Origin of the sequence: Fictibacillus sp. FJAT-27399 (assembly GCF_001510655.1) — a bacterium.
Classification (GTDB): Bacteria; Bacillota; Bacilli; order Bacillales; family Fictibacillaceae; genus Fictibacillus_C; species Fictibacillus_C marinisediminis.
Map to the genome: position 1 here is coordinate 1,595,919 of NZ_LMVC01000002.1, position 25,978 is coordinate 1,621,896.

At 42.1% G+C, this 25,978-nt stretch carries 28 protein-coding genes; 8 read left to right on the forward strand and 20 right to left on the reverse strand.

Annotated features, from left to right (window positions below; translation table 11 throughout):
* Positions 1-3: 3 nt before the first annotated feature.
* From AR335_RS13100 to AR335_RS13155, 12 genes are all read right to left on the reverse strand, one after another.
* Positions 4-567, reverse strand: a complete 564-nt coding sequence (locus AR335_RS13100) for a GNAT family N-acetyltransferase (protein WP_062236406.1) — start codon at positions 565-567, stop codon at positions 4-6.
* Between the two features lie 5 nt (positions 568-572).
* Positions 573-989: a CBS domain-containing protein gene (locus tag AR335_RS13105; protein WP_053355450.1), complete on the reverse strand. Its 417-nt coding sequence runs from the start codon at positions 987-989 to the stop codon at positions 573-575.
* Between the two features lie 30 nt (positions 990-1,019).
* A complete protein-coding gene (locus tag AR335_RS13110; protein ID WP_062236409.1) occupies positions 1,020-1,940 on the reverse strand; it encodes a DNA-3-methyladenine glycosylase family protein in 921 nt (306 codons plus the stop codon).
* Positions 1,941-2,093: 153 nt separating this feature from the next.
* Positions 2,094-2,261, reverse strand: a complete 168-nt coding sequence (ytzI, locus tag AR335_RS13115) for a YtzI protein (protein ID WP_062236421.1) — start codon at positions 2,259-2,261, stop codon at positions 2,094-2,096.
* Between the two features lie 53 nt (positions 2,262-2,314).
* Positions 2,315-2,869, reverse strand: a complete 555-nt coding sequence (locus tag AR335_RS13120; protein WP_197275474.1) for a DJ-1/PfpI family protein — start codon at positions 2,867-2,869, stop codon at positions 2,315-2,317.
* Positions 2,870-3,096: 227 nt separating this feature from the next.
* Positions 3,097-3,933 carry a carbohydrate ABC transporter permease gene (locus tag AR335_RS13125; protein ID WP_062236422.1) on the reverse strand — a complete coding sequence of 279 codons (837 nt, stop codon included), beginning with the start codon at positions 3,931-3,933 and terminating at the stop codon, positions 3,097-3,099.
* A gap of 10 nt (positions 3,934-3,943) precedes the next feature.
* On the reverse strand, positions 3,944-4,876 hold the full coding sequence (locus AR335_RS13130) for a carbohydrate ABC transporter permease (RefSeq protein WP_082683487.1): 933 nt from the start codon (positions 4,874-4,876) through the stop codon (positions 3,944-3,946).
* Positions 4,877-4,939: 63 nt separating this feature from the next.
* Positions 4,940-6,223, reverse strand: a complete 1,284-nt coding sequence (locus AR335_RS13135) for an ABC transporter substrate-binding protein (protein ID WP_062236423.1) — start codon at positions 6,221-6,223, stop codon at positions 4,940-4,942.
* A gap of 18 nt (positions 6,224-6,241) precedes the next feature.
* Positions 6,242-8,500: a glycoside hydrolase family 2 protein gene (locus tag AR335_RS13140; RefSeq protein WP_062236426.1), complete on the reverse strand. Its 2,259-nt coding sequence runs from the start codon at positions 8,498-8,500 to the stop codon at positions 6,242-6,244.
* 218 nt (positions 8,501-8,718) lie between these two features.
* Positions 8,719-8,928, reverse strand: a complete 210-nt coding sequence (locus tag AR335_RS13145; protein WP_231689154.1) for a hypothetical protein — start codon at positions 8,926-8,928, stop codon at positions 8,719-8,721.
* Positions 8,929-9,129: 201 nt separating this feature from the next.
* Positions 9,130-9,351: a hypothetical protein gene (locus AR335_RS13150; protein ID WP_062236429.1), complete on the reverse strand. Its 222-nt coding sequence runs from the start codon at positions 9,349-9,351 to the stop codon at positions 9,130-9,132.
* A gap of 163 nt (positions 9,352-9,514) precedes the next feature.
* Complete coding sequence (locus AR335_RS13155; protein WP_062236432.1) at positions 9,515-10,180, reverse strand: C40 family peptidase; 666 nt, start codon at positions 10,178-10,180, stop codon at positions 9,515-9,517.
* 537 nt (positions 10,181-10,717) lie between these two features.
* On the opposite strand from AR335_RS13155, the gene AR335_RS13160 reads away from it, so the two are divergent.
* Complete coding sequence (locus tag AR335_RS13160; RefSeq protein ID WP_062236436.1) at positions 10,718-11,380, forward strand: phosphatase PAP2 family protein; 663 nt, start codon at positions 10,718-10,720, stop codon at positions 11,378-11,380.
* A 20-nt stretch (positions 11,381-11,400) separates the two neighbouring features.
* Here the strand turns inward: AR335_RS13160 and AR335_RS13165 are convergent, their stop codons facing one another.
* Complete coding sequence (locus AR335_RS13165) at positions 11,401-11,907, reverse strand: TraR/DksA C4-type zinc finger protein (RefSeq protein ID WP_082683488.1); 507 nt, start codon at positions 11,905-11,907, stop codon at positions 11,401-11,403.
* A 133-nt stretch (positions 11,908-12,040) separates the two neighbouring features.
* On the opposite strand from AR335_RS13165, the gene AR335_RS13170 reads away from it, so the two are divergent.
* A complete protein-coding gene (locus tag AR335_RS13170) occupies positions 12,041-12,496 on the forward strand; it encodes a hypothetical protein (RefSeq protein WP_062236439.1) in 456 nt (151 codons plus the stop codon).
* Here the strand turns inward: AR335_RS13170 and AR335_RS13175 are convergent.
* From AR335_RS13175 to AR335_RS13185, 3 genes are all read right to left on the reverse strand, one after another.
* Positions 12,490-13,437 carry a formate/nitrite transporter family protein gene (locus AR335_RS13175; RefSeq protein WP_082683489.1) on the reverse strand — a complete coding sequence of 316 codons (948 nt, stop codon included), beginning with the start codon at positions 13,435-13,437 and terminating at the stop codon, positions 12,490-12,492. The two genes, AR335_RS13170 and AR335_RS13175, sit on opposite strands and share 7 nt — an antisense overlap.
* 805 nt (positions 13,438-14,242) lie before the next feature.
* Positions 14,243-14,569, reverse strand: coding sequence for an ArsR/SmtB family transcription factor (locus tag AR335_RS13180; RefSeq protein ID WP_053355461.1), 327 nt, complete (start codon positions 14,567-14,569; stop codon positions 14,243-14,245).
* A 56-nt stretch (positions 14,570-14,625) separates the two neighbouring features.
* Positions 14,626-15,000, reverse strand: coding sequence for a hypothetical protein (locus AR335_RS13185; RefSeq protein ID WP_062236442.1), 375 nt, complete (start codon positions 14,998-15,000; stop codon positions 14,626-14,628).
* Between the two features lie 208 nt (positions 15,001-15,208).
* Between AR335_RS13185 and AR335_RS13190 the strand changes: the two genes are divergently transcribed.
* The 3 genes from AR335_RS13190 to AR335_RS13200 are packed head-to-tail and all read left to right on the forward strand — an operon-like array spanning position 15,209 to position 17,905.
* Positions 15,209-16,024: an SGNH/GDSL hydrolase family protein gene (locus tag AR335_RS13190; RefSeq protein WP_053355464.1), complete on the forward strand. Its 816-nt coding sequence runs from the start codon at positions 15,209-15,211 to the stop codon at positions 16,022-16,024.
* On the forward strand, positions 16,021-16,932 hold the full coding sequence (locus AR335_RS13195) for an ABC transporter ATP-binding protein (RefSeq protein WP_062236445.1): 912 nt from the start codon (positions 16,021-16,023) through the stop codon (positions 16,930-16,932). The genes AR335_RS13190 and AR335_RS13195 overlap by 4 nt, the downstream gene beginning before the upstream one ends.
* Positions 16,925-17,905: an ABC transporter permease gene (locus tag AR335_RS13200; RefSeq protein ID WP_062236449.1), complete on the forward strand. Its 981-nt coding sequence runs from the start codon at positions 16,925-16,927 to the stop codon at positions 17,903-17,905. The genes AR335_RS13195 and AR335_RS13200 overlap by 8 nt, the downstream gene beginning before the upstream one ends.
* A gap of 74 nt (positions 17,906-17,979) precedes the next feature.
* On the opposite strand, the gene AR335_RS13205 is transcribed toward AR335_RS13200, so the two are convergent.
* Positions 17,980-18,669 (reverse strand): TerC family protein, encoded by a 690-nt coding sequence (locus tag AR335_RS13205; RefSeq protein ID WP_062236451.1) that lies wholly within the window; start codon positions 18,667-18,669, stop codon positions 17,980-17,982.
* A 240-nt stretch (positions 18,670-18,909) separates the two neighbouring features.
* On the opposite strand from AR335_RS13205, the gene AR335_RS13210 reads away from it, so the two are divergent.
* The 3 genes from AR335_RS13210 (at position 18,910) to AR335_RS13220 (ending at position 22,059) form a co-directional block, all read left to right on the forward strand.
* Entirely contained in the window at positions 18,910-19,731 is an 822-nt protein-coding gene (locus tag AR335_RS13210) for a YihY/virulence factor BrkB family protein (protein ID WP_175501891.1), read from the forward strand.
* A 102-nt stretch (positions 19,732-19,833) separates the two neighbouring features.
* Positions 19,834-20,865: a sporulation integral membrane protein YtvI gene (ytvI, locus tag AR335_RS13215; protein ID WP_053355469.1), complete on the forward strand. Its 1,032-nt coding sequence runs from the start codon at positions 19,834-19,836 to the stop codon at positions 20,863-20,865.
* 177 nt (positions 20,866-21,042) lie between these two features.
* On the forward strand, positions 21,043-22,059 hold the full coding sequence (locus tag AR335_RS13220; protein ID WP_053355470.1) for an acyltransferase family protein: 1,017 nt from the start codon (positions 21,043-21,045) through the stop codon (positions 22,057-22,059).
* Positions 22,060-22,103: 44 nt separating this feature from the next.
* Here AR335_RS13220 and hutG read toward each other — a convergent pair whose 3' ends face one another.
* The 3 genes from hutG to hutU are packed head-to-tail and all read right to left on the reverse strand — an operon-like array spanning position 22,104 to position 25,978.
* A complete protein-coding gene (hutG, locus tag AR335_RS13225) occupies positions 22,104-23,057 on the reverse strand; it encodes a formimidoylglutamase (protein WP_062236458.1) in 954 nt (317 codons plus the stop codon).
* A complete protein-coding gene (gene hutI, locus AR335_RS13230; RefSeq protein WP_062236467.1) occupies positions 23,050-24,306 on the reverse strand; it encodes an imidazolonepropionase in 1,257 nt (418 codons plus the stop codon). Before hutI ends, hutG begins: the two co-directional genes overlap by 8 nt.
* A 10-nt stretch (positions 24,307-24,316) precedes the next feature.
* Positions 24,317-25,978: a urocanate hydratase gene (gene hutU / locus AR335_RS13235; RefSeq protein WP_062236469.1), complete on the reverse strand. Its 1,662-nt coding sequence runs from the start codon at positions 25,976-25,978 to the stop codon at positions 24,317-24,319.

The window sequence follows — 25,978 nt, forward strand, 5'->3', positions numbered from 1 at the left end:
ATGCTATGTTTGAGTTAATATGTCTTTTTTGAGCAAACTGTACATCACTAAATCTTGAAATTCACCATCAACACATTGATAGTCTCTGAGGCACCCTTCTTCGTGAAAACCAAATTTTGATACAAGTATTGCAGAGCCATGGTTGTCGGGATGAATAAGTGCTCCAATCCGGTTTAGTTTCATGTGTTGAAAGGCGAAAGGAAGTATGGAGCCGAGTACTTCTTTCATAACACCTTTGCGCCATTTTCTTTTTCGTATTTCATATCCTATTTCTGTCCTGAACTTCTTTTTTGCCCAGTTGTGGTATCCGCATGTTCCGATCAGCCGGTTTCCTTCCCTTTCCGCAATTCCCCAGCGGATCGTCATCTGATCCCTATAACCTTTTTGAAAGTCACAGATTAAGGATTTGGTTTGCTCTATAGAAGTAAACGGAGCAGTACCCCAAAATTTTACAACCTCAGGATCAGAATATACTTCATGCAGGTCGGCTGCATCCTCTTCTTCAATGTTTCGAAGAATAAAACGCTTTGTTTCTAATTGCGGAAACTCAGAGTAGATCTCTTCCATTCTTTTTAAGTCCCCTTTATGGCAAACAGCTGATTGGAGCAGTATTCAATAATGTCACTCCTGCGGACAATGCCGATAAATACTCCCTGATCATCCACCACAGGAACAAAGTTTTGGGTGGCAATTAAAGACAAGAGATCTTCCATCTCAGCATTAATATAGACGGACTTGATGACCCGGTCTTTTTGGATGCCGGAGATGGAAAAACGATGGCTCGTTTCAAACGTCAGCCCTGGCGTATTTTTAATCGTCCAAAGCAAATCGCCTTCTGTCAGTGTTTCAGAATACCTTCCTTTTTCATCCAGCACAGGAACAGCCGTATATCGATGATGTTCCAGTTTTTCAAGTGCCTGCCTGATCGTTGAGGTAGACTTTAAAAAAGCCACTTCTTCTTTAGGCAAAAGAAAAAAAGCAATGTTCACAGTACCTTCCTCCTCGTTCTATTCGCATTCTTATCTTTCTTTTATCAAGGGTTCAACCGCTAGGCTTTCCCAAAGATAATACGTAATGTAAGTGTTCCATGGCGCCCAGTCTTCAGCCAGCTTTCTTACATCCTCTTCAGTCGGCTGATAGTCAAGATCCCATGCTTTACGCACACCATTTCTTAAACCGATATCAGCTGCCGGAAGAACATTGGTACGCCCCATTGCAAAAATAAGGAGACATTCAATCGTCCAGCGGCCAATTCCCCTGATGGGCAGCAGCGTATTCATTACTTCTTCATCTGTCATGGACCAGAGGGAATCAGTATCTAATGCTCCAGAAGTGATCAACCTTGAAAAATCTATAATATACTCCGCTTTCCTCTGACTGAACTGGAGCTCCCTCAGCTGTTCAACATTCAGTGAAGCCACTTTTTCCGGAGTTGGAAAAACGGAGAACATTTCTCCTTCATGTTCAATGTGTTCACCGGCAAGAACAATCAAACGGTCGATCAAGACACCGGCAAACGTTAGATTCACCTGCTGACCAATTATAATCTTAACCATGGATTCAAAAAGGTCGGGATCGGTAACAAGACGCACACCGAAAAAGTCCGAGATGAGCGGCGTAATCTGTCTATGGTCCGAAAATTGGCTATAGAATTGTTTAATATCAATCTCCGTGGAAAACATGCGTTTTACCATAACAGCCAGCTCATCCTGCTCCCTTGTGGAAAGTCCATCGGGGTGCTCCAGCATAAGCTCCGGATTGTCAATGCTGCCCGCTGCTTTTACCTGAATAAGTATCGGTTTATTTCTAAGGTGAATCATTCTTTTATAGGTTTGATTGTCCATGTCCACATGCACGATATTATTTTTTCCTGCACTGCTCACCCGCCGAAGCATCTTAGAGAAATCAAAGGGTGAGGCTGGCCTAATTACTTTTAACATATTTTCTCCTTTTTACTTCATAGTTTGTAAAAAAACACATAACGATGTATGCGCTCTCATCATCTTTATTATCCCCTCTCATCCTCAAACTTTCCAGTCTAAATTTATGGGCCTTTCCTGAAAAATAAAAAAAGCCGGCATGGGCTGCCAGCTTTATGCATCGCGAGATTTATCCTTTTTTCCTTGCAGGTGCGGATTTTCCTCCAGGCTGTCCACCGTATGTTTATAGGAATATCCCTTTGATATCGCAACAACAAAAATAACAAGGATGAACAAAATGATGATGACAGACATAACAATTGAAATAAGAAGAGTCGACACGTGTACAGCTCCTTTATTTATTATTCCTTATTTTAACATAGGCAAGCAACCTGCTACACTCTGCCTTTATACAGATTGTAATCATCTATACTGTTAAAACAACCCAGTCTGTCACCGATGACCAATCCAAAATCAATATATGCATTGTTTTTGGCGGTTATTATATTTTTATCTTCAACGACCGGCCGGTTGACAGCTCTTCCTGTCAGCCAGTCCTTGGCTCTTCTATGCTCCTCTTCAAGAACAGAGGCCGTAAAATTTTTGTTGATCAATACTCCTGCTTTTCCAGCCAGAAGCACACCCGTGCCTATGGCAGCTATGCGTACACCATCTCTATCAAAGGCTTTGATCAGTCTGATCAGCCGGGGATCAGATTGGCTGCCGGCTTGCGTGCCTCCTGGGATCAGCAGCAAATCATATTCAAGAGGATTAATATTCTTCAGTTTAATAGACGGCTGCATCGTAAGGCCGCATTCACTTGTAACTGCCCCATGAGGCAATGAGAAGGTTAAGACTTCATAAAAGCGGCTGACAATAGACAGCGCCACCATAATCTCTACTTCTCGAAACTGGGGATAGAGATAGACAAGTACTCTCTTTTTTTTCACGCCCTCACCCATTCTTCCTGGTACTATTTGCATACCTATCTTTGTCGAACATTGTTTGTTTTCAATTGTATCAGTACAAAAGGAGGATGTGTATTGGGAAAATCAGTGGTTAACCTATGAAAATATCCAAGTGTTTATCTATACATTTTCCCAATTCGTTCCTTCGATGAATAATATTGGATCACAAAAAAGCAAAGCCTAATTGGGCTTCGCTCAGAGTTACACGATTAGTTTTTCATACCGGCAGATGCAATTCCCTGTACGTAGTATTTTTGAAAGAACACGAAGATGATCAGCAGCGGAATGGTCGCCATTGTAAGAGCAGCCATGACATGGCCATACTTCACAGGAGGCTGATGGAAAAAGAACTGCATGCCGACTTGAAGCGGCCTTACACTCTCATCAGTTGTCGCAATGAGCGGCCACATGAAGTCTCCCCAATGTGTAATAAATGTAAGGAGAGCCACTGTAATAAAAACAGGCTTTGATAGCGGAATGACAATCTGGAAAAAGATTCGAAGCGTAGAAGCACCATCCATTCGTGCAGACTCTTCCAATTCTTTCGGCAAGTTTAAAAAGAACTGCCTAAACATGAAAATATTAAACGCATTTGCAATAAAGGGAACGATCAGCGCCTGGTAAGTATTCAGCCAATCTAACTCATCGATGATTAAATACAAGGGAAGGAGGATACTCTCAAACGGGATTATAATTAACGCGACCACGGCTGCAAACAAAAAGTCCCTTCCTTTAAACTCCATTCTCGCAAACGCATAAGCAGCCAGAGAGTTTACAAACAAACCTAGAAGAACAATAACCGAAACGTACAATGTGCTCGTCAGCAAATATCTGATGAATGGAATCCGTTCAAAGACCCCGGTATAGTTGTCCAATGAAAAAGTATAAGGAACAAAGGCTTTAAATGATTTCAGATCCGCGAAAATCTGCGCTTCCGATTTAAAGGAAGAGACAATCATCCAGATGAGCGGAAATAAAAAAAGAAGTGCCAGCAAAGTAAGGGCGACATACAATCCTATTAATTTAAATAAACGGTTCTTTTTCATAACTCTCCTCCTATTCTGTAGATTCTTTAATAAACTTTCGCTGCAGAATGGAAATGACTAGCACGATCACAAAGAAAAGAATTGCGATGGCTGATGAATAGCCAACATCCCTAAACTTAAAGCCTGTTTCATATACCATATAAACGAGCGTTTTCGTAGAATCCAAAGGGCCTCCCTGCGTCATGACAAAAGGCTGGATAAAGAGTTTGGTAGCAGCAATCATCGTTACAATCGCAATAAATACCAGGATGTTCCGAATGCCGGGAATGGTGATGTTGATGAGCTTTTGCCAAGCGTTCGCCCCATCAATGGATGCTGCTTCATAGAGATGGTCCGGAATTTCCTGAAGGCCTGCAAGAAAGATCATCATCTGATATCCGGCACCCTGCCAAATACTCATAAAAATAATGGAATACATCGCCTGGTCTTTGTCTGTAAGAAACTGAAACGGGCCGAGTCCCACGATATTTAAGATGGAATTCGCCAATCCGTTGTCCGGATTATATATGAATGTCCAGAGGATGGAGACGATAACCATTGAAGTGACAACAGGAGCAAAAAAAGCCATCCTGAAAAATTTGATGCCTCTTACCTTTTGGTTCACTAGAAGGGCCAGTGCCAAAGCGACAAGGGTTTGTACGGGGACAACGATTACGACAAAAAGAGCGGTATTTCCCAAGGATTTTAAAAAGATATCGTCCTCCGCCAGCCGCTTGTAGTTTTCCATTCCTACAAATTTCATCTTTTCAGGGGTCAGCAAATAATAGTTTGTAAAGCTATAGTACAGTGCCAAAATGGCCGGCAGTATGAGAAAGACAAACAGCAGAATCATCGCCGGGCCAACGAACCCATAGCTGGCAAACAAATTCTTTCTTTTCCTTTGCTTCGGGCTTACCGTAGGTAATGGGCGATCGACGTTTGTTTTTTGTGTAGCGGGTTCCATCCTGTTTCTCCTTTCTGCAAAAAAGTACAGGAAAAGGAGTGAATCCATCACTCCTTTTCCGTCTTATTTTTTGAATCGCTCCAGTTCTCTGTCAGTATCCTTCGCTGCTTTATCAAGTTCTTTTTTTACATCCTGCCCCAAGGCAGCCGCTTGAAAAGCTTCAGCAAATTTAGCGGTTAAGACCGGATAGGCAGGTGTTGCCGGACGGGCTTTTGCTGTGTTCAGCACCTGGTCTTTAATGATCTTTTTAGGGAGTTTATCGTATTCAGGCAGCTCTTTAAACGCGGATTCGCGTGCCGGTGGCATTCCGGTTATCTTGGAAATTTCTACAACAGAATCCTTATTGCTCATCCACTTTACAACCTCAGCTGCTTCTTTCGGCTGTTTGGACTGGCTGGACACACCAAATGCCCAAGATCCGGAAGGTGAGGTTTTCTTTTTGCTGTAAGGGAAATAGGTCATTCCCCAATCCAGATTTTTATACTCCTCAAAGCCAGGAATCAGCCACACACCTCCAAGCATCATGGCCGCCTTTCCTTCTTCAAAATCCGTCGGCCCGTTGGAAACGCTCACAACTTTTGACTTAAACAGATCTTTGACATAGTTCATTGCCTCTACCGATTTCGGGCCATTGACATAGCCGTCAGCTTTAGTGCGGTCTTCATTGAGCAAGAGGCCGCCGTTGGACCACACAAATACGGAACCCATGTAAGTGAGCCATTCCCCGACGCCATTATCCATATGCATCGTGAGCCCGCGGACGTTGTTTTTAGTCAGTTTTTTCGAGGCGTCCATGAACTGGTCCCATGTCCATGCCTTGTCTAATGATTCCGGAGCGTTAATCCCCGCTTCTTTCAGCAACTTTTTGTTATAGAAGACCACAATGGATGATTCCATTGCCCCAAGTGCGTATAGTTTGCCGTCATATGTACCTTGCTGGATGATGGATTTGGCAAAATCCTGCTTGTCCTTTTTCGCTACGTAATCATCAATGGGAGCCAGGATCCCTGTTGCTGCATAGTTCCCGACAAAAGGCCCGTCCATATCAAGAACATCCGGCAGCCCGTTCGAGGTTGCAGCAGCATTGATTTTATCTTCATAGGCGTGGCCTGCACCGCTTGGAATGATATCGAGCTTAACATGAATTTTTCCTTTATGAGCTTTATTGAATTCCTCAATACGTTTTTTATAAAAGTCGACTTCTTTCGGCTGTCCCTGATGCGCCCACATTTTCAGCTGCACTTCTCCATTTTTCTCTGTTCCTGACGCTCCTTGGTTGTCATTGGAACAGGCTGACATGGATAAAGCCAATACAAGACAAAAAAGCAGCAACAATCCCTTTTTCATCGGTTTTGCCTCCTCATTTTATAATCGTATTGGTGATTTGAACGGATTTTGCACTTCATCCTCTGCCGGAAGCGAGCGGATGATTTTATCATTTTCCATGACCGTCATACCGTTCGAATCCTTCAATTGACCTGTTACTTTAACTGTTGTGCCGGATGAAACCGGAATGGTTAAAGATTCAAATGATTGGACTGAATCTTTCTCTACCTTTGGAACAGGCAAACATTGCTGATCGACCAGGGTGCCGTCTTCAAGGAATACCTTGTAGGCTATTTCGCAGTTTTCAAATGTAACGTTGTAATCGTTCACGATCCAAGGAGTTACGGTAGCAGTCTTTCCAAGCTCCCCATCCGTAACTTCGCCGTTAAAGGACAGATGCAGCGGTTCAAAAGCTTTAGCCATGGCAAAATAAGCTTTTTTAGGCTGGCGGTAATAGTCGATGATGGACCAATCGATGGACGGTCCTGTATTAACAAAGTGAAACTGAAGAAGCCCGCCTACATGATTGTATTTCTTCCGCCTTAACGCCTCAGTATGCTCCTTGTAGAACTGAACCTGATATTCTTGTGTAATGTCGATAAGTTCTTGAAGGGACTGAGTCATGACCGACCCCAACATCGTCTGATAAATATTGGTCTGAAAGCCCCATGTACGGTAGATCTCCCAGTTAACAGGCCAGAGAGACTCTTGGTTCATAAATTTCTTCAAGGAATCTTCATTTGGAATAGACTGGGTTCCATACTCTGTTACAAACATCGGGTTATAAAACTCAGCATCCTCAATTTTGCCCCAATACCAACCGACCCAGTGCACACTTAAATGCGTACCGATATAGTCTGTAAAGTCATCCAGCGTCTCAAAAAAATGAGGAAGTTCCTCATCGGATACGAGCACCGAATTTTTAATAACGGGCCGCAGACTATCGAGTTCCTTTACGACACGCAAGAGCATATTGTCCAGCTTGTTGTAGTCATGAAAGCGGGATTCGCTGTGGCAGGACCACAAAATGATCGAAGGATGGTTATACAGCATTCTAACGAAACGACGTGAAACATCCTCGGCTCTTTTTATAAAAAGACCCGTAGATTCATAGCCCCATTGAAACGGCAAATCCTGAAAAACCATGATACCCTTTTCGTTGCACAGCTGATAAAACTCTTCCTGTTCGGCATGGGCAAAAAGCCTGGTGGTATTCATGTTGGCATCCAGCATCATTTGGACATCAAGCTGGTAGGATTCCTTTGTCATAAGAGAGAGGAACTGGTCGGACAAATAGTTGTTTCCTTTAATAAACACCCTTGTTCCATTGAGGTAAAAGATCCATTTTTCATCCATTTTAATTTCGCGGATTCCAAATATTTGAATCTTCTTGTCTACCAATACCCCATTTACCCACACTTCAATCACAGCTTTATACAGGTGAGGAAATCCAAGCTCCCATGTCCACCATAATTTGGGGTTGGACAGCTGGTCAGTCATTGAATAGCTGCTCGTACCTGGTCTTTGAAAATAGCTCTGAGACTTCCATCTGTATATTTTCCCTCTGAAATTATGGGGCAAGAATGAAACTTCCACGTCAATTTTGGCTTCCTTGCTGTTATTGTTCTGTATTTCAACATCAAGGTAGATGGTGGCTTTCTTATACTCATCTTTTAGATAAGGAGTCACCTGAATATGCTCAATATGTACCTTGCAGCGTTCTTCAAGATAAACCCCTTTCCATATTCCACCCGGGTTGACAAGAGGATTTGGGTAATGGGCATTCACAGAAGAAGGAACTTCTGGACAATCTGTCAGCCCTTCTTGTTTCACTGGAAGGCAGTCCCAATGGTAAAGGCCTCCCTTGGCAATTTTTTTACGTTCGGGCTTTGTATCCAATTCAGAAGTCACTTTGATTACCAGCGTGTTCTCTCCGCAATATTCCAGAAAATCAGAGACATTAAATTCAAACGCATCAAAGTCTCCTTCATGAGCTCCAAGATACACTCCGTTGAGCCAAACCTCTGAATAATAATCAACAGCATCAAAACAAATGTAGAACATCTTATTTTTCTTTAGTGACGGAGCACGAAAGACAGTTTTATACCACATGACTCCCTGGAAATCCTCATATCCCGCTTTCTGCCAGTGTGCAGGAACATGGATATCCTCCCAAGTTAGTTCTTCTGAATGGTATACAGGCTTGTTTCTAATATTTCCTTCCAGACGGTTATCCTCATCAGGAACACATTTCCATATGCCATTTAAACTTAATTTTTCTCTGCATTCTCTGCTCATGGGTATCACCTGACTTTGCTTTATATAGTTTATAGTTATTATCGCCTTTATGGGACAGAGACATCATTTTTGTTTTCACTATTCTGAACTTTTCCCGGCGATGAATTAACATAAACACCTTTTTATGGATGCTAACATCCTTCAAAATAAAAAAAGGCTGCACATCCTCACACAAACTAAATCCTTAGGGAAGATGTGCTAAGTTAGAGAGACATCACTTATTTCATACCTTTTCCTTTTGTCAGATGGCAGGGGACACCGTGCCCGACCGCGCCCGGTTTAGACATTTTATCTATATAGGCCAATCCCCTCACACATTGAGTTTTGCAGGACAGGCAGGTGGAACTGGTAACCATTTTTAGAGTATGTGCATATTTATTGACCGCCTGATCATACTTAGAGATCTTTTTAGCCTTTTTTTTTGCCATAATTCATCCTCCTCGCCTAACATTCCTCATATGATATGAAGAGGTGAAGAGGTATGCCACAAGACAAAGTAAGAAAAGCGCAAGCGTCCTCGAGGACTTATGCTGAAAACAAGAACCATTTTTTCAGCCCTGGGCGCTGGAGCTAGACATTACATCTATGCAAGCTGAATATTATACTTTTTTACATCACAAAAAAACCGCTTATAAAACTAAGCGGCTTTCATCATTTTTCAATTCGTAACGTAAAGTATTCTGTTCGGCCAGCGTCAAAATATAATCACTGTCCCTTCTATCATAAGAATCCAAAAAGTCCCGCAGCGGCATGTGATATTTGTCCCACACAATATCCATCAGCCAGTTGTGGTTCACCTCAAAGTATTCCCCGTCAAAACGGTTGATTTTGACAGTTTCACCAAAATACATGCCTAACACTCCTTTCAACAGGAAGGTAAACTGCATTAAGGCCAATTCATGATATGATAGATTATACTATAATATTCAGAAAAGTTAAACGATATGACAAAAAAAATAAAAAAAGCCTTCAAACTGAAAAAAAACAGGCAGAATGAGTCTGCCTGTTTCGTACTTATATCTTTTTAGCGCCAAGGAATTTCGGTGCCCAGTAAGGATTTTGCATTGAAGCAATGCTTACTCCTTTTGAAGATGAACTGTGAATAAACTTATGGTCTCCGATGTATATTCCAGCATGGGAAGCACCATGTTTATACGTTTGGAAAAATACAACATCTCCAGCTTTTGGAGTACTGACAGATGTACCTTTTAAATAGATTCCGGAAACTGTTCTTGGCAAGTCAATTCCAGCCGATTTATCAAAAACATAGTTGATATAGCCGCTGCAATCGAACCCTTTAGGTGTTGTTCCGCCCCAGCGGTAAGGAACACCCATGTATCTTTTTGCCGTACTGATCAAACCTGATGAACTGTATGAAGTGCTTTTAACAGCTGTTTTAACCCCTAGTGCTTTGAACGTGCTTTTTCCAGCTACGCCATCTGCTTTAAGTTTTTTTGCCTTTTGAAACTTTTTTACAGCTGATTTCGTATATGTACCATAGTAAGTAGTCGTCTTTTTGTATGTGAAATATCCTTTTTTCTTAAGGACAGTTTGTAATTGCTGCACATCTTTACTGGTCATACCTTGTTTTAAAGTGTGATCGCCAAGCGCTGCTTTCCCTACGATCGGGTTCAAAGCCATCATTCCTAATAGTGCCGCTGCCGCTACCAATTTTTTCAAAGCATGTATCCCCCTAAAATCTGTATTACCAATGTTGGTATTTGTTTCCTTGCTAACTTAATTAGATTCTACCAACAAAATATGACACGAACATTTTAGGGAGATTACAGATATATTACAAATTAATAGAATTCCCGATTTTTTATGACATTAAACCTAATGAATTCCATATTTTCTGTCAAATTAAGCTAAATTCAGTAAAATAAATTGTAACAATCTGACTACCCAATCTTCGTTAACAGGACTTAATACCTAGTGTCAAAAGACCTTTATGTGCGGATTTGTCCTTTGAATGATGTTCTTTCCTTCAATTTTTAGGGAAGTATAATGCAGAGAAGGCAAATCGTTAAATAATTTGTCACTAAAAAAAGGATGCCTCTAGCCCTTCATTACGTTATGATAAGCTAGTGTATGACTATTTTTTGGTATAAATATTACATAGCCATTAACAAGAACCATCCCAACTCTAGCAAACAATATGGTATAATATGGTAGTTGTTAAATATGATTGTTATGTATTTGAAGGGGCAGTGACTATTGAGTAAATTAAAATCCCATATTCTTCCTTTGCTATTGATGCTCTCTATTCCTCTTCTGCATAATTTTTATGAATTACTGAATAACGGAGATCGGGGAGCAAGGAGTCTTATTACATCATTTGACCAGCATATTCCTTTTATTGAAGCCTTTATTATTCCGTATGTTTTTTGGTACCTTTTCATTTTTGGCATGTTGTTTTACTTTTTTATCTATGACAGATCCTTATATTTCAAGACGCTGTTGAGCTTAACGATCGGGATGGTGATCTGTTATGTCATTTACTATTTCTTTCAGACAACGGTTCCAAGACCTGCCATAGAGGGCAGCGGTGTTCTCACAAATGTTATCCGTTACATTTACTCAGCTGATGAACCTTTTAATTGCTTTCCAAGTATTCATGTCCTGAGCAGTTATTTAATGGTCATTGCAATAAGATACTGCAAAACAAAAACACCAGTACGAATTTTCGCTGTCAACATTGCAGGATACTTGATTATTCTTTCCACACTCTTCATTAAACAGCACGTAGTTCTAGATGCTTTTGCCGGAATCCTTCTCGGTAATATCCTGTTTAATACAATTTATTATTTTAAACCTATGTTGTCCTACGCCACGAATAAACGATATTCAAAGAACAAAAAAGCAGCCGAACCCCGATAGTTGGGCAGGCTGCTTTTTTATTATGCGTCCTCTCCTTTATTAGAAGCATTTCCGTGTGTCTCCATTATCTCGTCAACCGATTGCATTCTGCTGTCTTCATACTTCCCTTCACCCTTCCTGACGAAAGAAGGTTCACCTATTTCATAATCATCTGTTTTCCCGTCCTCATCAGCCTTTTCTTGTGCCTGGACCGTCCGTTTTGCATAAGGAAGGGCTTTTAACCTTTCGTAAGGAATCTCCTCTCCCGTGTCCACGCATTTTCCGTAGGTGCCTTCTTCAATGCGCTGGAGCGCCTCGTTAATGTCTTCAAGAATTTCCTCTTGATTTTCATCAAGCGCCATTGCCATTTCGCGGTCATATAACTCACTCCCCATATCACCAAAGTGGTTATCATATGAGCTGATCTCCCCGGTAGACTCTTGCAGGCTTTCATCTTTCTCCCTCAGCTCATGCTGTGCTTCTAGTTGTTTTTTCATCTTTAGCAGATTTTGTTCTAATTCGTTGATTTGTTGTTTAGATAAGCTCATGCTGTTCCTCCTCATACACTATTGTGGTTAGTATTTACCCTATTTCTAATGAAATAACACTCACAAACCTCTTTGGACAGACATAATCTTTTTTTTAAAAAATAAAAATAGTGTTGGAAGGAGTTGATTGCCTATGGTGGAAGATTACAATAATCAGGAGCAGACGGATGAAAGAAACTGGGCACAGATGCACAATCTTTGTAAGCAGCACTTGTATTTTCATGTGATTATTACCATGCATGATGGCAAGAAAACGGAAGGGATCATTACAAATGTGGATGGCCAGAATCTCCATATGATGGTTCCTCAGGACATTCAGCAGCCGCAACAGGGCGGGCAAGGGAGCCAGCAAGGAATGCAAGGCCATCAGGGCATGCAGGGAACACAAGGAATGCAAGTGCAACAAGGAATGCAGGGGCAGCAGGGGGCTATGGGAAGAGAGGAAAATGAAGAAAATCGTGTATTTTTTGGCCGGCCATGGTTTGGAAGAAGGTTTTTTCCAGGGATATTTCCCCTTGCCGCTATAGCTGCACTCTCTCTATATCCTTATTACTATCCGTATCCTTATTACCCTTATCCTTATTATTGATGACCAGCTGGTTCTCCAGCTGGTTTTCCATTGGGTGCTTCTTTCTTGTTTTCCATTTCCTCAATTGCCTCTTCTTCCTCTTTCAGAACCCCCTCATCTAGTTCTTCTTTGTAAGCATATGACAACAGCAGGGATACAAGTATACCGCCGCCGATTAGATTGCCGATACTTGCTGGAACCAGATTAAGCAGAATAAACTTATACCAGCTGATATCAAAGCCTTCAATGACGGATATACTGAAATAGCCCATGTTGGCCACAGCGTGCTGAAAGTTTCCGGCTTCGAAAATGATAACAGGCAGAGCAATACCGAGAATCTTGCCAACCACATCTCTTGCGGCGGTAGCAAGAACCGCTGCTGCTCCGATTAGCCAGTTTGCCAAAATACCTGAAAAAAGAACCTGAAACCAGCCCCAAGTTCCTCTATGTGTAAATTCCATTTTCTTTTCTACGAATGTGAGCAGGTAATCATAGAATTCATCGTGCAGCGAGCCTGAAAGGTTTAAAAGAAAACCGACAAATAGAGCGCCCACAAAATTTCCAGTGTAACAGATAAGCCAAAAGGACAGCAGTTTTTTGCTGATCCAAAACTTGCTCTGCATGATATAACTGGGCAAGAGTATGTTTACTTCCGTAAATAATATGGAACCTGATAAAAAGACCATCGCGTAGCCAATCATAAATCCGATACCAGCCATTAAATTCACAATGCCGGCCGATTCAATGTCCATTGTCAATAATACTGAACCTAGAGCTCCAAAAGCGATAAAAGCTCCTGCCAGACTGGATAGAATTAATTGTGCCAAATAAGTGGTTTGTATGGATTCTTTTCCTTTTCTAATAAACGTTTCAACGATTTGGGCAGGGAAATAATATTGTCGCTCAGGATATTTTTGGGGAGTTTTAGGATGCGCGTTTTTCTGTTCGGATTTATTATTCATTTGGGACCTCCATTTCCTGTAACTTAGTTTCCCTTCAAGTCCTCCTCGTCAAACAGCGTCTTATTTAAAATACAAAAATAAGACGCTGTTTATGTAAATTAACATAAACTTGCGCCTTATTTAAAATACTTGCTATTCACTTGTTGATTTTCCTTTCTTTACTTAGAACACATGCCTTGCATCACTTGCAGACTTGCATCTTTCAGTTTATTTTCTCCTTTTTGGCTTCCCACATGCCACATGATGCGAAAATAGTTTTCACGGACTATTTCCTAATGCGCCATGATCCTAGCATGCTTCGCTAACTTTTGTCATCGGAACCACGTCCTCTGAAGTTTTAATGTTTCCATTTTTGGTTTCCCACATGTCCACATATCTCAAAACCAGTTTTCACGGGCTGATTTTTTAGTGGATATGATTTTGACATGCTTCGCTAACTTTTTTCATTGGAATCACGCCTTTAAAAAGGATGTATGGATAAATGTTGCTTGGCAGATTCGGAAGACCCGCATACTGTGCCTGTTAAATAGTTTAACTATTTGTATAGGCCTGTTTAGCATGCTTCGCTAACATTCTTCATTGGAATCTACTCCCTTCTTTTGTTTCGTTTATAATACTCTATGTGAAGATAAATTAAAATATTCAGAATAATCTATTTTGTCTGATTTTAAGCGTTTTTGCTTGCTTCTGCCTTTTAGAACAGGTTTTTTTATAGAATTCCTGCTTTTTTCTCAAAATTCAACAAAAACAATATAAAATCTTCATAAAATAAGCAAAATCTTTTCTTTTCTCCACAGCAACAAGCTTAGTCATGGCTCGCATGATGTATGGCCTGTTTAAGCAGATCAATGACATGTTCATCGTCCATGGAATAAAACAGGGTGGTCCCTGAACGGCGAAACTTTACAAGACGCAAGTTCTTTAAAAATCTTAATTGATGGGAAACCGTAGATTGCAAAAGAGACAAAGCCTCTGTTATTTCATTCACACTGCATTCTTTTTGAGAAAGCAGATGCAGAATCCGTATCCTGGTAGGGTCAGAAAGCGCTTTGAACGTCTGTGAGACAATAAACAGCGTTTCTTCATCTAACTGAACGTATTCTTCATTATTATAGTCAGGTTTTGAATCCATCAAAATCCCCCCTTTACACTCATGTATTCGATCATACCCAATGAAAGCTGAATTGGTTAAAAGATTGAAAACGAACGTATAAAAGAAATGCCGCCGAAGCTGTAGGCTACGGTAATCCTTTTTAAAGGCACCTCGTAAAAAATACGTATATACTTTTCTTCCCCCGAATGAATTGTCTGCTTTTTTAACGGTATAAATTTATCAGTTGCCAGAAAAGAAGCTTCGGCAGGAACCTCATTGTTATTCACATACAAGGCATCTACCTTCAATGAAAGCCAGCCTTCGTTCTTTACTTCAATCCATGTTTCATTGGCTGATTTCTTATGTCCACCCAACACGGAAAGCGGAGGATTCAGGCTTATAAAAAAATAGATGGCTGCCATGGTCATGACTACTATGGCAATCAGCTTGTTTTGATATTTCTTTTTCATATTTCACCACCCGGCTGCTTAGGTTGCCTGCTGTTATTCTCTCTCTATTCTCCCCTCTGTATCATTAACCAACATTTTTTATGACAGCTGCTTAGACAGGGCAGCGGAGTGGAAACAATAGAAAGGAAGGAAAACATATGCAAAATAGTAAGAAATTTTTTGTTTCTCTGCTATGCTTTATGTAATTAGTATTTGAAAGGATGGTCTTGTGAGAAAAAAAGGTCTGTCTCTCATCACAGCTCTTTCCATCTTATCAGCTTTTTTATGGCTTGCGGGACTTGCCTGGGTCATACAGGACCAGTTTTTTTCAGCTGGCGGCCAGCGGATGGATACCGTTAAACCAGACAGCGGTAAAACTACCAGCGATTCAGCGGATGGAATGGGCAGGAACTTACGCATTGCAGCATTAGGCGATTCCTTGACAAGGGGCACTGGCGACCCTGACGGCAAGGGCTACATCGGTTACTTGAAAGAAGAATTAGCAAAGAAAACAAAAAAAGAGATTGAGCTTTCCAATTCCGCTATAAAAGGGCAAACCTCAAAAGAGCTTCTTGACCAGATCAGCCAGCAGCAGATCAAACGCCAGATTAAAAACGCTGATGTCATCCTGCTTACAATTGGAGGCAACGATTTATTCCGCGGCGGACAAGCTCTTCAGCAGCTAAATTCACAGAGCATCAATAAAACAGAGGAAGCTTACCTTAACAACCTGAAAGAACTATACAAGGAAATTCGTTCGCTAAACAAGACTGGGACCATCTATCATGTAGGGCTCTACAACCCATTCAGCGATATGGAGGACTCCAAGAAAACGTCAAGCATCGTCCGGAAATGGAACTTTGATTCCGCTAACGCTGCGGCTGCTTATCCCAATATTATTTATGTCCCCACCTTTGATCTTTTTGAACTTAATGTGAATGACTATCTTTTCAGTGACCATTTTCATCCGAATAAAGAAGGCTATCAATTAATCGGAGAGCGCACTGCTTCCCTCATTCATTTCAGCGAGGAGGAAAAGAAATGAGCGAATCACCTGCCCTTTCCGTTAGCAACCTTCGGAAAACCATCGGCAAAAAAGAAATTATCAAAGGACTTTCCTTTGAATTATATCCCGGTGAAGTCTTTGGCTTTCTTGGACCGAACGGGGCCGGAAAAACAACTACGATCCGTATGCTTGTCGGGCTGATCAAGCCCACATCAGGATCGATTTATATCGGTGGAAAGAACGTTCAGACCCAGTTCGGGGAAGCGATGAAAGACTTGGGCTGCATTGTTGAAAACCCTGAGCTTTATCCTTATTTAACAGGCTGGGAAAATCTTGAACATTTTGCCCGTATGGATTCCTCCATCCACGAGAGCCGGCTTCAAGAAGTCGTCGAACTCGTAGATATGGGCAAAAGGATAAATGATAGAGTGAGTACCTATTCTTTGGGTATGAGGCAGCGTCTCGGAATTGCCCAAGCCCTGCTTGGCAACCCAAAACTGCTTATACTTGATGAACCGACCAACGGGCTTGATCCTGCTGGAATCCGTGAAATGAGAGAGTTCATCCGCTTCCTGGCTGAAAAGGAGAAATTATGCGTGATGGTTTCCTCCCACCTGCTTAGCGAAATTCAACTGATGTGTGACCGTGTAGCCATAATCTCGAAAGGCAGCATCATCAGGATCGACACAGTAGAATCATTACTGGCTGAACAGGAACGGGTTGTATGGAGTGCAGTACCGCTGGATAAAGCGAAGCTTCTGCTTGAAGAAGTTACAACTGTGACAGAATCAGACGGCAGGCTTATCACCTTATACGATGAGAATCAAATAGGAAACTGGAACAGGATACTTGTTAACGCCGGGATTGAAGTAAAAGAAATGAAAACGAAACTCCCTGCCCTTGAAGATCTTTTCTTAGAACTTACAGGAGGAGAGCATATTGACTAAACTTGTTCATAATGAATTGCTGAAGCTGTTCAGAAAAAAGCGGCTGTTTGTCATCATCCTGATTATTGCTGCCCTCGTCCCCCTTTTTACTTATGCTCAATACCAGCAGGCAAAGACCACTCAGGAGAAGCTTGGGAATGCAGATTGGCGTACGAAGCTCCAGCAGGAGATTGTTGACACACAGAACCGTCTAAGTTCAAGCCGGCTACAGGATGACTGGAGAAAATATTTAAAAATTCGTTTGGCCCAGCAGCAATATTATCTCGATCATGATGTTAATCCCCAGGCTCCAGGTGCTCCAACGTTCATGAGAGTTTTCGTTGAAAATTCAATCACTCTGCTTCTTCCGCTTCTTGTTATGGTGGCTGCAGCAGATCTTGTTTCCTCTGAAGCAAGCGGGGGAACCATCAAGCTCCTTCTCACCCGGCCGGTGAAACGGTGGAAAATTTTACTGAGCAAATATATAGCGCTCCTATTATCAGTATCGCTTATTGTAACAGCAGTGGCCTTTCTTTCTTACACTATATCAGGTTTAGTCTTTGGCTATGGAGGATGGGACATGCCTCTTTTGACCGGATTCAGTCCAAAGGGTGAAGAACTGCTGACAAACAACGTTCATCTCATTCCTCAATGGCAATATGTTTTGATGGAATTCGGTCTGGTATGGTATGTATGCTTTGTTGTTGGAACATTAACCTTTATGCTTTCTGTACTGCTGAGGAGTACTGCTGCAGTTATGGGAATCATGCTGGCGGCATTGATCGCCGGTGCTATTCTTTCCAATATGGTATCTTCATGGGAAAGCGCTAAATATCTATTCATGGTGAATTTAGCCCTGACTAATTATATCAGCGGCATGGCTACTCCGATTGAAGGAATGTCCCTCGGCTTTTCGTTAAGTGTACTATTGGCTTGGGCTGCAGGCGGCCTCATAGTCGCCTTCGCTGTCTTTACGAAAAGGGATGTATATTAAGATACGGGTGCCTGGCACCAGAAATAACAAAAAAAGCTGGAGCAGATAGTATCTGCTTCAGCTTTTTTATAGACTTAAACTCCGCGTTCTTGTGTATTCTTTTGGTTGGCGCCAGAACGTTTTTTCGCTAATCCAATTAGAACGACAGCGGCAATGATAAGAATTTCAAATCCATATTTAATGAACGGATTGCTGAAATATTCTTTGAGGAACGGTTCCCCAACAATCATTTTAGCAGCAGTCCAAGCCAGGATTCCTGCACCGATCGTAATAATAAACGGAAACTTGTTGATGAGTTTCAAGAACAGTGTACTTCCCCATACAACGATAGGAACAGAAATAAGTAATCCAAGGACTACCAGCAGGAAATCACCATGAGCAGCTCCTGCTACTGCAAGTACGTTATCGAGACCCATTACTGCATCTGCGATAATGATGGTTCTGATCGCCGCCCAGATGCTATCCTGAGCTTTAATATCATGATCCTTGTCTTCCGTCATAAGCTTATAGGCGATGTAAATCAGGATTAGTCCTCCTGAAAGGAGCAATCCTGGCACTTTAAGCAGCCAGACGACCGCCATCGTAGCCAGCGCACGAATAATCACCGCCCCAACCGTTCCCCAGATGATTACCTTTTTTTGCTGCTCTTTTTTCAAGTTTCTTGCTGCAAGTCCTATCACAATCGCATTGTCGCCTGCTAGCACCAGATCGATAATGACGATGGATAAGAGAGCAGAAAAGAATTCTGCCGTAAAAAAATCCATTAGTTAATTTCCTCCTCAACATCTTGCTGTAAAAATGAAACATTATGATAGCGTTTGATCCTTTACTTCCCCATATCATTTCTTAAAAAGCTTGGAGCATGCAAGAAAAATTGCTTTGTCTTAAGTTATACGGATAACAAGGAAGAAGGTTTCAATCATTTTGAAATTTATATCATGAAAGCAGTCTCTATTGCTTTTACAAGGGGAATACTGGATGTAACGGCTAAAAAGGAGTTAGTTATGATCGTATTTTTAAAAGAACTTAAACTTCGTTTTTTTGAAGACAAAGTGTTTGATCTTTCTGCACAGCTTGCTTACTATTTCTTGGTGTCACTCTTTCCTTTTTCATTTTTAATCTTCACCATTTTAGGGTTCCTTCCCATTTCATCCGGTTCAGTGCTTGAGATTATTCGCCCGTTCGCTCCAGTACAGGCCTTTAACTTGCTGGAATATAATTTGATTTCCGTTCTTGATCAGAACAGGAGCGATATTTTCTCTATCAGTATTGTTATCACCATCTGGCTGTCTTCCATCGGAATTCTTGCCATTATCCGTGTGTTTAACCAAGCGTATCACGTGATCGAGAACCGGCCTTTCATCCGGGAACTCTTTCTTGGCATCTTATTGACTTTAGGTCTCGTATTTGCCATCGTCTCTACCTTGCTATTGCCTGTATTCGGCAATTCGGTCGGTACTTTTCTGGCGAACAGGCTTGGCTATGGCCATCCGGCATTCCACCTATGGAATACGACCCGCTGGACGTTGAGCTTCGGTATTCTGATGGTGATGTTTGTTTCACTGTACCTGATTGCTCCGAATATTCGCTTGAAGCTGAAACAGGTCTTGCCCGGAGCCTTCTTCTCTACGATTGGATGGCAGCTGATCTCCATTGGCTTTTCCTATTATGTAACACTTTTCGATTACCGGCAGATCTACGGTAATCTTGGCGCATTGCTCACCCTTATGATCTGGTTCTATCTCTCTGCGATGATTCTGATTATTGGCGGACAAATCAACGCTGCCTTGCTGACAATTCATAAGAGAAAAGCAGAACAGATATAATTTTCTGTCGAAAGGCTAGAACAGGATTGACTTTTTCACCGTTCCATATAATGATTTAAGATATAGATTAAAGTTACTTTACATAGAGGATGATGGCCTGAAATGTCGTTAAAGAATTTAATTATTATTGGGTTAGTGCTGGCTGTGGTTATTTTTCTGATCCCTTACAGCATTCCTTTAATATTAGCCCTTGTAACCGCTCTTGTGCTGGAGCCTGCAATTAAGCTTTTCATAAAGAATTTTAAAATGAAACGGTTATTGTCTGTTACAGTCGTGTTTATTTTATTTCTAGCAGGATTTGGACTTCTCTCCTATTGGCTGACTACAACATTGGTGGTTCAGACGATTGAATTCCTGTCACTTGTTCCTTCTTATGCTGTAAAAGTGTTCGGCCTTATTGAAAAAGATTTATATAAAGCAGAAAAACTTTATGCTTCACTTCCTCCTGAAGTTATTTCAACGATACAGAATGCCTTGATGGGCTTTAAGACGTTTGCTGGAAGTTTCGCGACCAAGCTGACGAATGGAATCATAGCGGTTATTGCTTCCATCCCTCAGCTGTTGATCTATCTCATCATTTATCTGGTCGCTGTGTTTTTGATTTCTCTTGATTTACCCCGGCTCTTCGCCAATTTTCTCAATCTGTTTACAACATCTGCAAGAGAAAAGGTCGAACTCGTTTTCACACAGCTTTCCAGAGCGACTGTAGGCTTCATCCGGGCTCAAATTATCCTTAGCTTTATCACGTACGTACTTGCCTTGATCGGCCTTTTAATCCTGGATGTGAAATATGCTGTACTTATCGCACTGTTTATCGTATTGGTTGATATTCTTCCTATATTAGGGACAGGGTCGTTTATTGTTCCTTGGGCCGTCTATAACTTTGTGGTCAGCAACGATTTCCTGGCCATCGGTCTATTGATTATGTTTGCTGTACTGACAGTCATCCGGCGGATCATTGAACCCAAAATCCTTGGATCAAGCCTCGGCATTTCAGCATTGGCAGCATTGATCAGCCTTTATCTCGGCTTTCAGCTCCTGGGATTCGTCGGTCTGATCGTCGGCCCTGCACTTGTCATCATCTATGAAGCTCTACGGAGTGCTGGATTTGTTAAAATTAAAATCGATTTTTAAATCTCATCTTAAAACAGGTCCTATCATTCAGGACAAAAGTACAAACTTTGGTTTGTACTTTTTTTATTTGTAGGTTAGAAATCCTATCATTTATGGGAATTATAGAACTAGATACAGAAAAAGGGACACGGGCAACGAATAACTATGTTTGCATGTCTTGTAGATGTTGGAGGAAATATGGCAACTGATGTAAAAGAACGCGACTATTATTTTGATAATGCAAGATTTATTTTAATCTTATTGGTGGTGCTGGGTCATTTCATCTCCCCCATCAAAAGCCAAAATGACTTGCTCTATACCCTTTATAACTTTATATATACGTTTCATATGCCAGCCTTTATCCTTATATCCGGCTTCTTTACAAAGGGTGTATTCAAGGATGGCTATTTGTCCAAGATTTTCAGAAAAGTTCTTGTTCCCTATGTTGTCTTTCAATTAATCTATTCATTCTTTTACTATGACTTATATGATAAAAGTGAAATGAAGCTTAATTTTTTCGACCCACATTGGACGATGTGGTTTTTGTTAAGCCTAGTATTCTGGAACATCCTATTAAAGGTATTTGTAAAAATAAAGTATCCTTTAATCCTTGCGATCGGAATTGGAGTTGCTGTCGGTTATATTACAGAGATAGGAACATATTTAAGTTTATTGAGAACCTTTGTATTTTTTCCAGTGTTTCTGCTAGGTCATTATTTGACAAAAAGGGATTTCAAACAGATTTTAAAACCATCAATCCGGATCGCTTCCGGTATATTCATGGTCTTAATGTTCCTGGCTTATCATTTTTTCATCCCAGACCATGCCAAAGACTGGCTTTTATCTTCTTCATCCTATGCGGAAATTCTCGGGCATAACGAATGGTACGGAGGATTTATCAGGCTTGGTCTCTATGCTGTTATGTTTCTTGCCACATTCAGTTTTTTGGCGATCATTCCAAAGCGAAGATTCTTTTTTACGGAATTTGGCGAAAGAACGTTATATATTTATTTACTGCATGGTTTCGTATTAAAATACTTATTTACAACAGATTTGTTCTCCTCCATAGAGAAGAACAACTATTATGTGATGCTTCTCGTTCTGGCCGTTATGATTACAATGTTCCTTGCCAGCAAGCCGGTCATAGCCCTCGCCCAGCCGCTCATTGAACTGCGCTGGACCAAGCTGAACCGTATGCTCAAAAAGGATGAGTGATATTAAAAAACCATCTCGGATTAAATTTCGAGATGGTTTTCGTGTTATTTTGATGTTTGAAATAATAAAAACTGAAGAATAAGATAGGCAGCTAGGCGGCTGGTCATGTCTCTAAAATCAATAGCTGGATCAATCTCCACTAGATCCATGCCTTTTACGATTGGGAGGGTTGAAAGGAACTGAATGCCCCTGATGAGTTCTTCACTGTGCATGCCGCCAGGGCCGATGGCAGGACATCCTGGTGCGAAAGCCTGGTCAAGAACATCCATGTCTACTGAAACATAAACAGCAGATACCGACGATTTAAGCTGTTGAATGCTTTCTTCCAATATAGGAATGATACCACGGCTGTTTACTTCGCTCATCGGATAAACAGTGACACCTTTCTCTTTAGCATAGTCACTATAGGTCTTTCCATTGGAAAAATCACGCAATCCTATCTGGATAAGGTGCTCTCCTTTGATCTTATTCCGTTCGATCAGGTTTCGAAAGGGAGTCCCGTTTGAAGGGCCGCCATCTTCGAGATTACGCAGGTCGTGATGGGCGTCAAACTGGATAATTCCAACCGAACCATAAATGTTGGAGAAGGCTGCGATGCTGCTGGCGCTGATTGAATGGTCTCCCCCGAGTACGACTGGAATCATACCGGGATTGTGCTTCAGTACTCCTTCCAATGCATGTTCGAATCTGGATTGCGTTTCCTTGAGATCTGTCACATGAGGCATGATGTCACCCAAGTCGGTAATGACTGATGATTGCAGATCGATGTCCTTTTCAATGCTGTATGTCGTAAACGAATTCAGCATTTTCCTGATCACTTCCGGTGCCGCCGAAGCTCCTGAATGGGAAATCGAGGTTTTGGATAACGGCATCCCGATTAGCCCTATGCCGCTCACCTTCTCTCCGTTCCAGTCCACGAGCATTTCTCCTGCTTTTTTAATCCCCCGGTCAATGAACTTTGGTTTTCCAGAAGGCTTTAAATGTTCGATGTCATGCATAAGCAAGCTTCCTTTCTCCTGCCTTCTTTCCTTTTTTCCACACAGTATTCACGTGATTCACACCGTAATGATAAGGCAGATAGTGATAATTGGGGGCATCCCAAAGAACGAGGTCGGCCCACCTTCCCGTTTCAATGGCTCCAGCTTCACTCCCTCTGCCAATGGCATACGCAGCATTGACTGTGACGGCATTCCAAATTTCTTCAGGCTTCATTTTTAGTCTTAATGCCGCCAGGTTCATAATAAACTGAAGATTTTCGGTTGGAGAACTTCCCGGATTGAAATCTGTGGACAATGCAACTGCTCCGCCTGCCTCAATGATGCTTCTTGCTGGTGCATAGCTGTCTTTTCCAAGGTAGAACGTTGTGCCTGGGAGGAGAACAGCAATGGTTTCCGAAGTTCCAAGCAACCGTATTCCTTCTTCTGAAACACCTACGAGGTGATCGGCGGTAATGGCCCCGATCCCGCATGCCATCTCTGTCCCGCCTAGTGGATCGATTTCATCAGCATGAATTTTCACGTTAAATCCAAGGTCTTTTGCTCGCTCAAGAAACCTTCGTGATTGTTCAACTGTAAATACGCCTGTTTCGCAGAAGATATCCACAAAGTCAGCCAGTCCCTGTTCTTTAATGTAAGGAAGCACATCCAACATGCTCTCCAAAAATCCTTCTGGTTTCCCCTTATACTCAGCTGGTACAGCATGAGCTCCGAGGAATGTAGAAACAAGGTCCATATCATGAGCCTCATTCAATCGTTTGGCCACCCTCAGCTGTTTTATTTCTGTTTCACGATCCAGACCATATCCGCTTTTGGCCTCCATTGTCGTTACACCCAAACTTAGGCTGCGATCTAGATGAAACAATCCTTTTTGAAAGAGTTCTTCCTCACTCGTATCCTTTGTTGCTTTTACGGTAGATAAGATTCCGCCCCCTCGTGCGAGAATCTCTAAGTAAGATACGCCCTGCTGTTTCAAGGTCATTTCATGTTCTCGTGATCCGCCAAATACAAGATGTGTATGTGGATCAACAAGGCCCGGGGATACAATTTTTCCTTTACAATCAATGATTTCTTTGGCCTCTAAGCCCTTCGCTTCCTCTGTTGTGCCTATAAATGCAATCTTTCCATCCTTTATACCGAGTGCACCGTTTTTGATCACAGGAAGTGTGCTCATATCCTTGCCTCGTTTTGGTCCATGCGATCCATGAATAGCCAGAAGCTGATCAATGGAGGTCAACAATGTATCCAGCATTTTAACCCTCCTATTCTTCCATCATCGGGATTTGAACTCCCTTTTCCTTGGCTGTTTTCTTTGCCAGGTCATATCCTGCATCAGCATGGCGTACAACACCCATGCCAGGATCCGAAGTCAGCACCCGCTCCAGTCTTCTCGCTGCATCATCTGTTCCATCTGCAACGATCACCATACCGCTGTGGAGTGAATAGCCCATTCCGACACCTCCGCCGTGATGCAGGGATACCCAGCTCGCCCCATTTACGGAATTGATGAGAGCATTCAGTATCGGCCAGTCTGCTACAGCGTCACTGCCGTCCAGCATGCTTTCGGTTTCTCTGTTTGGAGAGGCTACAGAACCGCAGTCCAAATGGTCACGTCCAATCACAATCGGAGCCGAAAGTTCTCCTTTGGCGACCATTTCATTGATGATACGGCCGAATTTCGCCCGTTCACCATATCCGAGCCAGCAAATTCTCGAAGGAAGTCCTTGGAACTGGACTTTTTCCCTCGCCATTTTAATCCAATTGCATAAGTGTTCATTATCGGCAAATTCTCTTAGAATGACTTCGTCTGTTTTATAAATATCCTCAGGATCGCCCGAAAGAGCTACCCATCTGAAAGGCCCTTTCCCTTCACAAAATAGAGGACGGATAAAGGCCGGAACAAAACCAGGGAACTGGAATGCATCTTTTACGCCCTCATCAAAGGCGACCTGGCGGATGTTGTTGCCATAATCAAACGCCACCGCACCCTTTGCCTGCAGGTCAAGAATCGCCTGTACGTGTACGGCCATGCTTTCCTTTGCCTTTCGGATATACGTATCTGGATTTTCCGTCCGCATTTTTTCCCCTTCTTCCATCGACATTCCAGCAGGAAGATATCCATTTAGCGGATCATGAGCGGAAGTCTGGTCAGTAACAAGATGCGGTATTTCATTTCTTTCTGCCAACTGAGGCAATAGCTCAGCAGCATTTCCCAGCAAGCCGATGGACAGAGGCTTCTCTTGAGCCATGGCTTCCTTTGCCAGCGATAATGCCTCATTCAAATCCTTGGCAAGCACGTCACAATATTTAGTATCGATTCTTCGCTGGATGCGAGAAAGATCGCACTCAATCGCGATCACAACCCCTCCGTTCATCGTAACTGCCAGCGGCTGTGCTCCTCCCATGCCTCCAAGGCCCGCCGTAACGGTTAACGTTCCTTTAAGAGATTGGTTAAAATGCTTGCGTGCCGCTTCAGCAAACGTTTCAAAGGTTCCTTGCAAAATTCCCTGTGTACCGATATAAATCCAGCTTCCAGCCGTCATCTGGCCGTACATCATGAGCCCCCGTTTTTCTAAATCACGGAACGTCTCCCAATTGGCCCAGGCTGGTACAAGGTTTGAGTTTGCAAGTAAAACTCTCGGTGCGTCTGGATGAGACTTAAATACTGCTACAGGTTTACCGGATTGGATCAGGAGGGTTTCATCGCTCTCCAGTTTCTTAAGGGATTCCACAATTTTTTCATAGCTCTCCCAGTTTCTCGCCGCTTTCCCGATTCCTCCATAAACAACAAGCTCTTCCGGTTTTTCAGCAACTTCTGCATCAAGGTTATTCATCAGCATCCTCAGCGCTGCTTCTTGAACCCATCCTTTCGTGTTTAATTTGTTTCCGCGCGGAGCCGAAATTTTTTGAATGGTATTTGACAT

Bases quoted from the DNA above. Each gene is read 5' to 3' on its own strand.
- AR335_RS13220 (WP_053355470.1), top strand. From the start codon at position 21,043: ATGGCAACTGATGTAAAAGAACGCGACTATTATTTTGATAATGCAAGA.
- AR335_RS13195 (WP_062236445.1), top strand. From the start codon at position 16,021: ATGAGCGAATCACCTGCCCTTTCCGTTAGCAACCTTCGGAAAACCATC.
- AR335_RS13180 (WP_053355461.1), bottom strand. From the start codon at position 14,569: ATGGATTCAAAACCTGACTATAATAATGAAGAATACGTTCAGTTAGAT.
- AR335_RS13205 (WP_062236451.1), bottom strand. From the start codon at position 18,669: ATGGATTTTTTTACGGCAGAATTCTTTTCTGCTCTCTTATCCATCGTC.
- AR335_RS13210 (WP_175501891.1), top strand. From the start codon at position 18,910: ATGATCGTATTTTTAAAAGAACTTAAACTTCGTTTTTTTGAAGACAAA.
- AR335_RS13125 (WP_062236422.1), bottom strand. From the start codon at position 3,933: ATGAAAAAGAACCGTTTATTTAAATTAATAGGATTGTATGTCGCCCTT.
- AR335_RS13130 (WP_082683487.1), bottom strand. From the start codon at position 4,876: ATGGAACCCGCTACACAAAAAACAAACGTCGATCGCCCATTACCTACG.
- AR335_RS13100 (WP_062236406.1), bottom strand. From the start codon at position 567: ATGGAAGAGATCTACTCTGAGTTTCCGCAATTAGAAACAAAGCGTTTT.
- AR335_RS13135 (WP_062236423.1), bottom strand. From the start codon at position 6,223: ATGAAAAAGGGATTGTTGCTGCTTTTTTGTCTTGTATTGGCTTTATCC.
- hutI (WP_062236467.1), bottom strand. From the start codon at position 24,306: ATGCTGGATACATTGTTGACCTCCATTGATCAGCTTCTGGCTATTCAT.
- AR335_RS13110 (WP_062236409.1), bottom strand. From the start codon at position 1,940: ATGTTAAAAGTAATTAGGCCAGCCTCACCCTTTGATTTCTCTAAGATG.
- AR335_RS13185 (WP_062236442.1), bottom strand. From the start codon at position 15,000: ATGAAAAAGAAATATCAAAACAAGCTGATTGCCATAGTAGTCATGACC.
- hutU (WP_062236469.1), bottom strand. From the start codon at position 25,978: ATGTCAAATACCATTCAAAAAATTTCGGCTCCGCGCGGAAACAAATTA.
- ytvI (WP_053355469.1), top strand. From the start codon at position 19,834: ATGTCGTTAAAGAATTTAATTATTATTGGGTTAGTGCTGGCTGTGGTT.
- AR335_RS13150 (WP_062236429.1), bottom strand. From the start codon at position 9,351: ATGTATTTTGGTGAAACTGTCAAAATCAACCGTTTTGACGGGGAATAC.
- AR335_RS13145 (WP_231689154.1), bottom strand. From the start codon at position 8,928: ATGGCAAAAAAAAAGGCTAAAAAGATCTCTAAGTATGATCAGGCGGTC.
- AR335_RS13170 (WP_062236439.1), top strand. From the start codon at position 12,041: ATGGTGGAAGATTACAATAATCAGGAGCAGACGGATGAAAGAAACTGG.
- AR335_RS13175 (WP_082683489.1), bottom strand. From the start codon at position 13,437: ATGAATAATAAATCCGAACAGAAAAACGCGCATCCTAAAACTCCCCAA.
- AR335_RS13140 (WP_062236426.1), bottom strand. From the start codon at position 8,500: ATGAGCAGAGAATGCAGAGAAAAATTAAGTTTAAATGGCATATGGAAA.
- AR335_RS13165 (WP_082683488.1), bottom strand. From the start codon at position 11,907: ATGAGCTTATCTAAACAACAAATCAACGAATTAGAACAAAATCTGCTA.
- hutG (WP_062236458.1), bottom strand. From the start codon at position 23,057: ATGCATGACATCGAACATTTAAAGCCTTCTGGAAAACCAAAGTTCATT.